Raw genomic sequence first — 11,085 nt, forward strand, 5'->3', positions numbered from 1 at the left:
TCGCTCCTTGGTTGCTCCATCTCGACGTGTCGGTGACGCTGATGTTTTTGTACCGCTCCATCAGCTCTTGAATTTTCTCATCCGTCTTCAGCAACCGGTCGTTGTAGCGGACGATCGTCACGTTCGCCGTCATCCATTCACCGAGCTCTTTATGCAGCACATAGGCGTTTTCCGTGCCGTCCATCGCCAAAATGTTCTCCCATTTTTCCTGCTCCCGTTTCACATAGCTGTCGTATAACGTCGACGGCATCGCATCCGCCGATTTCTCGAGGCCGCGGATGTAGCGGACGGCGTTCGGGCCGGCGACCATTCCGCCGTAAATCGCCGACAGAAGCGAGTTTGCCCCGAGGCGGTTCGCGCCGTGAATCGAATAGTCGCACTCGCCGGCAGCAAACAACCCTTTGATGTTCGTCATTTGGTCATAGTCGACCCATAAGCCGCCCATCGAGTAGTGAACGGCCGGGAACACCTTCATCGGCACTTTGCGCGGGTCTTCGCCCATGAACTTCTCGTAAATTTCGATAATGCCGCCGAGCTTAACATCCAACTCTTTCGGATCTTTATGTGACAAATCCAAATACACCATGTTTTCGCCGTTGATGCCGAGCTTCAAATCGACGCAGACGTGGAAAATTTCCCGTGCGGCGATGTCGCGCGGCACCAAGTTTCCGTAAGCCGGATATTTTTCCTCAAGGAAGTACCACGGTTTCCCGTCTTTATACGTCCAAATGCGTCCGCCTTCCCCGCGCGCCGATTCGCTCATAAGGCGGAGCTTGTCATCGCCCGGAATGGCGGTCGGGTGAATTTGGATGAACTCGCCGTTCGCGTAGTAAACGCCTTGCTGATAGGCGATCGAAGCCGCTGAACCAGTGTTGATGACCGAGTTCGTCGATTTCCCAAAAATGATCCCCGGGCCGCCGGTCGCCAAAATGACGGCATCGGCTGGAAACGCTTTGATTTCCATGGACCGCAAATCTTGTGCGACGATGCCGCGGCAGATTTGCTCGTCATCCAAAACGACGCCTAAAAACTCCCAATGCTCGTACTTCGTGACGAGCCCGGCCACTTCATGGCGGCGCACCTGTTCATCAAGTGCATACAAAATTTGTTGGCCAGTCGTGGCTCCAGCATAGGCGGTCCGGTGATGCTGCGTCCCCCCGAAACGACGGAAATCAAGCAACCCTTCCGGCGTCCGGTTGAACATGACGCCCATCCGATCGAGCATGTAAATAATCCCCGGCGCCGCTTCACACATCGCTTTGACCGGAGGCTGGTTCGCCAAGAAGTCCCCGCCATAGACGGTGTCGTCAAAATGCTCCCACGGCGAGTCGCCTTCCCCTTTCGTGTTGACCGCTCCGTTAATGCCGCCTTGGGCACAGACGGAGTGAGAACGCTTTACCGGAACGAGCGAAAACAGTTCGACAGGCACTCCTGCTTCGGCGATTTTAATCGTGGCCATCAAACCGGCCAGCCCACCGCCAACAACGATGATTTTCCCTTTTTTCATAGCTACTCACTCCCTAATAGATTGCTGCTTTTGCTTGCATGCCGCACGTTTTGCCTTGCCGGCCCGCCATCGACCAAGCGATCGTTCGGCGAACGGCTAAGACGCGATCTGTCACGAGCCAACGCAGCAGTTCATCGTCGAATCATTCCCTAAGAATGGAACGCTTGTCTTACGCAAACGCTAAGATGGCGCGAATGCCGACAATGGAAAGCGCGATGAAAATGATCATCGTAATGTACGTAAATACTTGCTGCGAACGAGGGGACACCGTCAACCCCCAGCTGACGCAGAACGACCATAAGCCGTTGGCGAAGTGAAAGACCGTGGACAAGATTCCAACAATATAAAATCCGAGCATAAACGGATTGTCGACAATGTTGGCCATCATATCGTAGTTCACTTCGGCGCCGAATGCGGCTTGCACCCGCGTTTCATACACATGCCAGACGACAAAAATCAATGTAATGATGCCGGTGATCCGCTGAAGCATGAACATCCAGTTGCGAAAATAGCCGTACTGGCGAGTGTTGAATTTGGCTGTAAACGCGATATAAATGCCGTATACAGCGTGGAACAACAATGGAAGGAAAATAACAAAAATTTCAAGAAAATAGCGGAACGGCAAGTTTTCCATAAACGCCGCCGCCCGGTTAAACGCTTCCGGCCCACGGGTCGCAAAATGGTTGACGACCAAGTGCTGCACTAAAAAGATGCCGACGGGAACAACCCCCAGCAGCGAATGGAGCCGGCGATAGTAAAACTCGCGATTCCCTGCCATTATGTAAACCCCCTTCAATTGAATAAAAAATATGTCCCTCTCGCTCGCCATGCGGAAACGGAAACGCCTTCCATTCCCTTATTCGCTTTGTCACATTCATTGTACTCCCACATTGTACAAGCGTCAAGAAAACACTGCCACAAAATGTTCAAACATTCTCATAGTTGCGCCACCTTAGGAAAGAGGATGCACTCCGGCAGCAATTCAGCTATAATGGGGAAATGGATAGAAAGAGGGGAAAACGATGAAACAGCCACCATTAGAGGATCAATATCAAATGTTTGGGTCGATTGCGCTTTCCGCATTCGGGGCTGAGCTGCTTCGCCATTCGCTTCTTCCCGAGCTGCTTGGCAAAGATGCCGCTTCGCTGCTGTACTGGGCCGGCAAACAGCTGGCACGGCGCTACCCGCTCGGAACGCTCGATGACGTCGCCGCATTTTTTGAACGGGCGGGCTGGGGGGAGCTATCAACCGGCGAAGAGCGAAACGACGAACTATATATCGAGCTGTCAGGCCCCATCATCGCCGCCCGCTTTTCCTTGTACGGCAGCTGCTCGTTCCAGCTTGAGGCTGGATTTCTCGCCCAGCAAATCGAACAACAAAAGCGGTTCGTCACCGAAGCGGTCGAACTGCCGCCAAAGCGGGACGGCAAAGCGCGCATTTTGGTGAAATGGGATCGGAAGCAGGCGATCGAATGAAATGTAGGCAACAGGCGCCCGCTCGCAAAACGGGCGCCCGTTCAGCCATTATTCATGCAGTTTTTCATAGATTTTCTCCGCCACCGCTCGCGGAATGTTCGCCCGCTGCAACTCTTCCACCGTCGCCTCTTTCATCTTTTTCACCGAGCCGAAATAATTCAAGAGTGCTTTTTTCCGCTTTTCCCCGACGCCGGGGATGTCATCAAGCACGGAATGGAACATCGTTTTCTGCCGCGTCTTTCGGTGAAACATAACGGCAAACCGATGCACTTCATCCTGAATGCGCTGCAATAAATAAAACTCTTGGCTTTGCCGGTCAAGCGGCACGACATCCGGCGGGTCGCCGGCCAAAAGCTCTGATGTGCGATGTTTTTCGTCTTTCGCCAATCCAGCCAGCGGCACATCCAGTCCAAGTTCGTTTTCGAGCACATCCCGCACCGCCGACAAGTGGCCTTTGCCGCCGTCGATGATGATCAAATCGGGAAGCGGCAATCCTTCTTTCAACACGCGCGTATAGCGGCGGCGCACGACTTCGCGCATCGTTTCATAATCGTTCGGGCCTGCGACCGTTTTCACCTTATATTTCCGGTATTCTTTTTTCGCCGGCTTGCCATCGAGGAAAACGACGAGCGCCGAGACCGGATCGGCCCCGTAAATGTTCGAGTTGTCAAACGCCTCGATGCGGCGCGGCGCCGGAATGCCAAGACGCTCTCCGAGACGTTCGACTGCTTTGATCGTCCGTTCTTCGTCCCGCTCGATGAAATAAAATTTTTCTTTCAGAGCAATGGCCGCGTTTTTGCTCGCCAGCTCAACAAGCTCTTTTTTCTTCCCTTTTTTCGGCTGGACGACGGCAACGCCGAGCAATTCGCGGGCGAGCTCGCCGTCAATGTCGGACGGGAGGACGACTTCTTTTGGCTTCAAATGATGCGCTTTCGCATAAAACTGACCCAAAAACGTAAGCATTTCCTCATCCGGGTCTTGGTAAAGCGGGAAGATCGACACGTCGCGCTCAATCAGCTTCCCTTGGCGAAGGAAAAACACTTGCACGCACATCCAGCCTTTGTCGTACGCATAGCCGAATACATCGCGGTCGATGAAGTCGTTGAGCATCATTTTTTGCTTTTCCATCGTCATCTCAATCGCCGCGATTTGATCGCGGTATTCTTTCGCCCGTTCAAACTCGAGCGTTTCCGCCGCCTCGTGCATTTTCTCGGCCAACTCCCGCTTCACGTCTTCATACCCGCCGTTTAAAAAGCGGACGATTTGTTCAACCATCGCCTTATTTTGTTCGTCCGACACCGGGTGGACGCACGGGGCGAGGCATTGGCCCATATGGTAATACAAACAGGCGCGCGAAGGCAGCGTCGAACATTTGCGGAGCGGATATAAGCGGTCGAGCAGCTTTTTCGTTTCGTTCGCCGCCTGCACGTTTGGATACGGGCCGAAATATTTGCCGCCGTCTTTTTTCACTTTGCGGGTGATAAGCAGGCGCGGATGCTTTTCTGCGGTGATTTTAATAAACGGGTAGCTTTTATCATCTTTCAGCATGACGTTGTATTTCGGATCATGCTTTTTGATCAAATTCATCTCCAAAATGAGCGCCTCGGCGTTTGACGAGGTGACGATGTATTCGAAATCAGCGATCTCCTCAACAAGCCGCTGCGTCTTGCCGTCATGCGTCCCGGTAAAATACGAGCGGACGCGCGCTTTCAGCGACTTCGCTTTGCCGACGTAAATGACCGTTCCGTGTTTGTCTTTCATCAAATAGCAGCCCGGCTGCTCCGGCAGCACAGCCAATTTTTCTTTCAGCCGCTCGTTCATTGGCCATCACCTCACTGCTCCATCAACCCATTCGTACAGCGTAATCGTCCCATACACCGGATCAGCAAGCAAACTGGAACGATACGTTTTCATTTTGCGCACATGGCAGGAAACATCGATCCCTTGAGCCTCGAACCCTTGGACAACGTGATTGGTCATATATATCGCAGCATGGCGGTAGTTTTCTTTGTCTTGCAAAAAGAAGGAAAAATGGAGCACGTCTTTATGTGGAAAGGGCACGTTCAAATAGTCTAGGACGCGCGTCTCTTCCCACGTATATACCACAAACGGCTGCCGTTTGTCACGCAAATCGTCCGCAAGCTGATACACTGCTGGCGGCGTCTTTGCCTGCTCGCGCAACAGCCCGATGCCGATTGTAGACTGCAGCATCACCACTGCCGCGGCAAGAACAAACCGCCATGTCCGGGGCGCGGCCAGCAGCCGCCCCCACACGAAAACGAGCGCAATGTGAACGAGCGGAAGGAGATGACGCGGCTTGTCAATGTTTTGTCCGAAAAGCGCCCACAAAGCATACAGCAACGCGGAAACGACAAGCGGGCGCGGAAGCCCCAACCGCCCCGCGCGCCAGGCGATGGCGCCGACCACTGCATAGGCAGCCAGCAGCCAAGCATTTCGGCTGGCCATGCCGGTCCAAAGAAAGTTGTCAAGGACAAAGCGGCACACCCGCTCCCAAAATGGAAGAGGGCTCGCCGCCGCCGTTCCCCCCCAGTCGCTGAAATGACCGACAACAAACGCAAAGCCAAGCTTGAAAAACGGCCAAAGGCCGCCTTCCGTCGCCGCGACCGCTGCCACCCAAACAAATTGAAAGGCGGCCGCCGCCAACAGCGATGCCGCCACGCGGCCGAGGCGGCGGTGCGTTTTCCAGTCTTCATGCCAAAGCAACAATAACGCCGAGGCAAAGGGGATGTACGATAGGCGACCCCCCATGAGGATGCTGAATAACGCCATCGGCAGCAGCTGCGCGGTCCATGCCATTCGCCGCCGCGCCCATTCCACGGCCCAGATGTACCACCAAAGCACGCCGAGCGCCGCACCGTCTGACATCGGTCGGGCGGAGGCAAGAAGCACATAGCTTGAAGAAAGCACCGAAAGCGCCGCCCATAACGCCGCTGGACGCGGCATATGCCGAGCAAGCAGCAAAACGATGGGAAAGGCGGCGGAAAACAACACGAGCACATTCAAGATCGAAAGCGCTTTGGCCGGATTGGCAATGAAAGCGTGCACCGCCATGCCCCCGAGGACGAAATACGGATAGCCTGGGAAATGCGGCTGCATGGCTAACACATCATAGCGCCTAAGCGCCAAGGCAAAATCGACTTCATCCCATGTGGCCGCATACGGGCTCGCCCAATACAAACAGGCGCCAACCAACAAAGAGGCCGTTCCGACACCAAAGCCAATCCAAAAGCGGTCGCCGAACCGTTTGTTCACCGTGTTCCCCTCCAAAGAAAAAGTACAAGGCGCAGCGGCCTTGTACGTTACATGACGTTTTTTGTTTTTTCCTCCAAAGCGGCAATCGCCGGTTTCTCGACCACAGCGCTCTTTTGACCGCGGCGGCTCGTCACCAGCAAATACACGACGGCGAAGTAGCCGATATAGGCGATCACTTCTTCAAGCGACGGCATCGCTGAATAGCCAAACAACGCTTTTAAAAAGACGCCGACTTCGCCGGAAAAGACGGGGGCGACGCCATGATCGCGCACGTAATGTTCGTAGTCAATCGGATGTTCTGGAAGCAGCCATGTCAAATCATATACATGCGGCATGACGCTGCCGATGAGCCCAATGTCCTGCATCATCGAAATGGCTTGCACGAGCAGGCCAGCGGCGATCAAGACGATAAAAGCTCCGGTTACTTTAAAGAATGCTTTCAGCGGAATGCGCATCGTTCCTTTAAAGAAGAAGTAGCTGACCAAAGCGGCAATGGCAATGCCTGTCGCCGCTCCCCAGCCTTGTATGGCCGCGCCGATGTTGCCGTGCGTGATGGCAGCGAAGAAAAAAACGGTTTCCACTCCTTCGCGCAGCACGACTAAAAACGAGTGAATGACCATGCCGGCGACATTGCCGGCGGTAATAAACTGGTCCATTTTCCCTTCAACGTTTTGTTTCATGTCCCGGCTATGCTCGGCCATCCAAAACACCATCTGCGTCAAGAGCAACGCGGAGACGATCATGATGCCGATTTTTAAGTAGATTTCACTGCCCATCGCGGCAAATCCCGTGAACACGACTTGAAACAAAATGGCCGCCCCGATGCTCGCCAACACGGCCAAACCAGCACCAAGCCATACGTACTTCGTGTATTCGCGGTGATCGACACGTTTCAAATACGATGTAATGATGCCGACGATCAGCAGCGCTTCCAGCGCTTCACGAAACGTAATGAGCAGCGCTTGGACTTCCATGTCTCCGCCTCCCCTTATATTTGGACTAAGCCCGTTTCCGACGCCGCACATAAATGAGAGCCGCGCCGAGAACCACAATAACGATGACAACGAGCGGAATCCAGTTTTTTACTTTAGACAAATCGGTCCACTCTTTCTTTTGCACTGCATCCGGCTTTTCTGCAGCGTTTTCCGAAAAATGGCCGACTTTTAGGCTTTTCAGGCCGAATTGCTTCTGCAGCGTTGTTAAAATCGTCTCTTTGCTTTTCTTAAACACGTTGATATCCGATTTTTTCTCGCCGACACCGAACAGCCCCGGGTTGCCAAGCGACTGAAGCGCCTTGTCAAACTCGGTGCGCAGCTGTTTATCAAGTGCAGGGTCTTTCCCTTGGATGACCGGCGACAGCGCTTCATACGTCGCAAACGCCTTCGCCAACAGCCGCTTGCTCGTGTCGTACTGATCAAAGTTTGCCTCAATATTGTCCAAACGGCGAGCGATATTGAGCACTAAAATGTTTTCCATGTCCTTGATCACCGTTTGACGGTCCTTCGCTTCGATGGCCGCAAGCACCGCCTTGGACGGCTCAGGTCCCATATGCATGTCGATTTCTTCTTTTACGGTTTCGAAAATTTCCTTCGCTGCAGCAAAGTTCGGCGGCTGCTCGTTCAACTTTTCTTTCATCTCTTTATACGCCTCAGCAACCGCCTCTTTGTTCGGGTCTCCATACGAATAGGCGAACGCTTTCAGCGGAATGAGATTGAGAATAATGATCACTGCTATGTAAAAAAAGAAACGAAACGATTTCACGTTCCCTTCTCCCTCCATCAAGATCAATGATAATCATTATCATACTTATTGTCAATAAAAAATCATCCATCGTCGAAAAGGCTGGTGAAAAAACGATCATCTTCCTCAATCCATCGTTCGCGATTAGAGAGAAAAACAGGATTCCTCAAGTTGAGAAGTAGATCCGCATGTCTTATGACATCACCCGCCTTCTAAAAGGCTGATGATTTAGTGCAAAATACTGCTGATTCCATCTATTTCTCAATTAGAGAAACTTCGCAGAATCAGCTTTCTTTTCTGATGAAAATGCCGCCGATTGGCGCGTGAATGCAGTTTTTCGCCTGCCTTCTAAGCGCGAACTGCCTTACGAGCAATGGCGCGCCCGCTCTTGGGAGCGCCCATGCCCTTCTCGATCGACGGCCACCTTTTTCACCGGGCGGCGCATTTCCTTCCAGATGGCCGGGATGACCGCGGTCATATAGGCGGTGAATTTGATGAACGAACGGCCCGTCGTCCGCACTTGATAGCGGATCGGCACTTCTTTCAAGCGAAACCCTTTGCGCACCAAGTTGAGCGTCAGCACTTGGGCGTAGTTGTAATCGTGGATGATTTCCGCCTCCTCCATCGCGTGGCGCGAAAAGGCGCGCATCCCCGACTGTCCGTCATACAGCCGCTGTCCTAGAAGAAGCGACTGCAGCCAAGTGAACAAATAATTCCCAAGGCGGCGATGCCATTTCATGCCGCGAATCGTGCCAAGGAAGCGCGAGCCGATCGTATAGTCCGCTTCACCGGTGAAAATCGGCGCTAAAAGGTCAGGAATTTGTTCCGGCGGATATTCGTTGTCAGCATCGATCATCACGCCGATATCCGCGCCAAGACGGACACACTCTTCAAGCCCTCGCCGCACCGCCGCACCGAGGCCGCGGTTTTCCGGCAGGCGGCAAATGATATCGGCCCCCGCTTCTTTCGCTACTTCGGCCGTTCGGTCCGTCGATCCATCATCAATGACCAAGACGCTGACCTCTACATCGGGATGAAAATGACGCGGAATGCGGCGGATGACATCTCCAATCGCTTCTTCTTCATTGTGCGCCGGCAAAAAGACGATGACGCGCTGCTTCTTCATCGCTCTCCTCCTTTCTCATCGCCTCGATCAAAACCGGACCACGGCTATGGCTCGGATACGGCGCGCCGAGCAAATAGGCGATCGTCGGCGCCAGCGAAACGAGGCTTTTTTTCTCATCGACTCGTTTTCCTGCCTCAATCGCCGGGCCGTATAGAAAAAACGGCACATACCGCTCCCCTTCATCGAGGTGGCCGTGGCCGCCGATGCCATCCGCTTGGCCATGGTCGGCGCAGACAATCAATGTCGCGCGCTCGAGCTCGCCCCGTTCCTCAAGCCAGCCGACAAACTCCGCGATCAACGCGTCGGCTTCTTCAATTTTTTCGATATACTCGTCATACAGCACACCGCGGCTATGGCCGGTCTGGTCGGTGGCGATCAATTGCACGACAAGCAAGTCCGGGTGCTGCTCTTCCACAATGCGTTTCGCCCGCTCGATGATATAACGGTCGGCGAGGTCGTTCGGCATGACAGCCGTCACCGTTTCGACATCGTCGCCGAACGAATCGACCAAATGAGCGATGCCAAGCAAGCGGCCTGTTTTCCCTACTTTGCGGAGCGAGTCGAAGATCGTTTCCACTTTCGCTCCGAGCTTCCATACCATATTCGAGCGAATGCCGTGCTCAAACGGATACGTCCCCGTCAGCATCGAGGTGAAGCAGACGACCGTGCGCGCCGGATAGACGGTTTCCATTTGCGCAAATTCCGTCCCTTGCGCGCGCAGCCGCTTTAAAAACGGGGCGTTGGCCGCTTCAAACCGGTCTTTGCGCATCCCATCAATCACGATGACATACACTTTGTCACTGACCGGCGCGGTGGGACTCGGCACATTGTTCGTATAAGTCGGAATGATCTCCGGCTGCCAGTCGAACAAATTCCGATGCAAAATCCATGAAAACAGCCACACCCCAGCGGCAAACAGCCAAAGCGCCCCGCACAGCGGCGCCAAAGCCGCTCCTTGATCGATCTGCTGCGAAGCGTATTCCCATACGGACAAAAGAAGAAAACATTTTGGCAGCTGCTCTTGGGCGTTGCCGCTGGTCGAATCGCTGTTTTTCAGCACCAGCTTCCAAAAGCGGGTGAAATTCCACCACGACGTGCCGATGCGCAAATGGTAATACAGCGTCCCCCAAAAAAAGACGGTAAAGAAAAAGTAAAGCCCCGACGCCAACAACAACAACGACGCATCAGCGAACGACCAAACGATGAGAAACACGACATAAGGGATCCATAAATAATTGCGCAAAAACAGTGGATAATCGTACACATAATAGACAACAAACAACGGCAGCACCGCCGTCAGGCCAATCAGCCATGTCCATGCATGGCCGCCCATAAGATCAGCGGCATGGTAGATGCTCATCGTTCCCACGACAAAAATCGGCGTGAACGGCTTTCCTTCATTCAGCAAATTCCAGCAGCGCGCCGCGATTTTTTCGAATCGTGATGCTTCTTTCATCGCCTCTCCCTTTCCTTTCTCCATACGCTCCGCACCGCCTGCCAGTCGGACCGCCAAAACCACAATACCGCGGCACCAGCGGCGTAAGAAAACAGAAATTTAAAGGCATGTGTCAACACCGCGGCCATATACGCCACATCCCACGGTGCACCAACCGTAGTTAAGGCAAACCCCATCACCGCCTCATACGTTCCGAGTCCACCGGGAGCGATTTGGGCAATTTGTCCGGAAACGGTCGCGCTGTTTGCCCACACCGCCTGTCCAAAAGAAAGCGGTATACCGACCGCTTTGGCGATCACACCTATGACTGCCGCCTCGCACAGCCAGCTCGCCGTCACCGCCCCGACCATCGCCGCGCCGCTCCAGCCGTGAAATACGCTCCGCCATCGCCGCCATAACCGATCGAGGCGGAGCGGACGGCGAAACACGATCACGGTCAGCACGAACCCGGCCGCAACGGCCGCTGCCAAGAGAGAAATGTGGGGAATGTAATGCATATACGCATACA

General features: G+C 53.8%; 10 protein-coding genes. 1 reads left to right on the forward strand and 9 read right to left on the reverse strand.

Annotated elements, in window-relative coordinates:
* On the reverse strand, positions 1 to 1,507 hold a 1,507-nt coding region (gene sdhA / locus VU18_RS11575; protein WP_047758223.1), incomplete at its 3' end, for a succinate dehydrogenase flavoprotein subunit.
* 169 nt (positions 1,508 to 1,676) lie between these two features.
* On the reverse strand, positions 1,677 to 2,285 hold the full coding sequence (locus VU18_RS11580; RefSeq protein ID WP_011232147.1) for a succinate dehydrogenase cytochrome b558 subunit: 609 nt from the start codon (positions 2,283 to 2,285) through the stop codon (positions 1,677 to 1,679).
* 244 nt (positions 2,286 to 2,529) lie between these two features.
* Between VU18_RS11580 and VU18_RS11585 the strand changes: the two genes are divergently transcribed.
* The gene (locus VU18_RS11585; RefSeq protein ID WP_011232148.1) at positions 2,530 to 2,982 is read left to right on the forward strand and encodes a YslB family protein; all 453 of its coding nucleotides are present in this window, start codon (positions 2,530 to 2,532) and stop codon (positions 2,980 to 2,982) included.
* Between the two features lie 48 nt (positions 2,983 to 3,030).
* Here the strand turns inward: VU18_RS11585 and uvrC are convergent, their stop codons facing one another.
* The 7 genes from uvrC to VU18_RS20260 form a co-directional block, all read right to left on the reverse strand.
* A complete protein-coding gene (uvrC, locus tag VU18_RS11590; protein WP_011232149.1) occupies positions 3,031 to 4,803 on the reverse strand; it encodes an excinuclease ABC subunit UvrC in 1,773 nt (590 codons plus the stop codon).
* Between the two features lie 6 nt (positions 4,804 to 4,809).
* Positions 4,810 to 6,255: a hypothetical protein gene (locus tag VU18_RS11595; protein ID WP_011232150.1), complete on the reverse strand. Its 1,446-nt coding sequence runs from the start codon at positions 6,253 to 6,255 to the stop codon at positions 4,810 to 4,812.
* A 47-nt stretch (positions 6,256 to 6,302) separates the two neighbouring features.
* The gene (locus tag VU18_RS11600) at positions 6,303 to 7,229 is read right to left on the reverse strand and encodes an FTR1 family protein (RefSeq protein WP_011232151.1); all 927 of its coding nucleotides are present in this window, start codon (positions 7,227 to 7,229) and stop codon (positions 6,303 to 6,305) included.
* A 25-nt stretch (positions 7,230 to 7,254) separates the two neighbouring features.
* Positions 7,255 to 8,016 (reverse strand): hypothetical protein, encoded by a 762-nt coding sequence (locus tag VU18_RS11605; RefSeq protein WP_011232152.1) that lies wholly within the window; start codon positions 8,014 to 8,016, stop codon positions 7,255 to 7,257.
* Between the two features lie 343 nt (positions 8,017 to 8,359).
* Positions 8,360 to 9,121, reverse strand: a complete 762-nt coding sequence (locus VU18_RS11610; protein WP_011232153.1) for a glycosyltransferase family 2 protein — start codon at positions 9,119 to 9,121, stop codon at positions 8,360 to 8,362.
* Entirely contained in the window at positions 9,078 to 10,577 is a 1,500-nt protein-coding gene (locus VU18_RS11615) for an alkaline phosphatase family protein (RefSeq protein ID WP_020278123.1), read from the reverse strand. Before VU18_RS11615 ends, VU18_RS11610 begins: the two co-directional genes overlap by 44 nt.
* Positions 10,574 to 11,085 (reverse strand): lysylphosphatidylglycerol synthase domain-containing protein (locus VU18_RS20260; protein WP_047758226.1); only part of this gene is annotated, 512 nt, incomplete at its 5' end. The genes VU18_RS20260 and VU18_RS11615, both read right to left, overlap by 4 nt.

The sequence above is a fragment of the Geobacillus sp. ZGt-1 genome, from assembly GCF_001026865.1.
GTDB lineage: Bacteria > Bacillota > Bacilli > Bacillales > Anoxybacillaceae > Geobacillus > Geobacillus thermoleovorans.

Bases quoted from the DNA above. Each gene is read 5' to 3' on its own strand.
- VU18_RS11580 (WP_011232147.1), bottom strand. From the start codon at position 2,285: ATGGCAGGGAATCGCGAGTTTTACTATCGCCGGCTCCATTCGCTGCTG.
- VU18_RS11585 (WP_011232148.1), top strand. From the start codon at position 2,530: ATGAAACAGCCACCATTAGAGGATCAATATCAAATGTTTGGGTCGATT.
- uvrC (WP_011232149.1), bottom strand. From the start codon at position 4,803: ATGAACGAGCGGCTGAAAGAAAAATTGGCTGTGCTGCCGGAGCAGCCG.
- VU18_RS11600 (WP_011232151.1), bottom strand. From the start codon at position 7,229: ATGGAAGTCCAAGCGCTGCTCATTACGTTTCGTGAAGCGCTGGAAGCG.
- VU18_RS11610 (WP_011232153.1), bottom strand. From the start codon at position 9,121: ATGAAGAAGCAGCGCGTCATCGTCTTTTTGCCGGCGCACAATGAAGAA.
- VU18_RS11615 (WP_020278123.1), bottom strand. From the start codon at position 10,577: ATGAAAGAAGCATCACGATTCGAAAAAATCGCGGCGCGCTGCTGGAAT.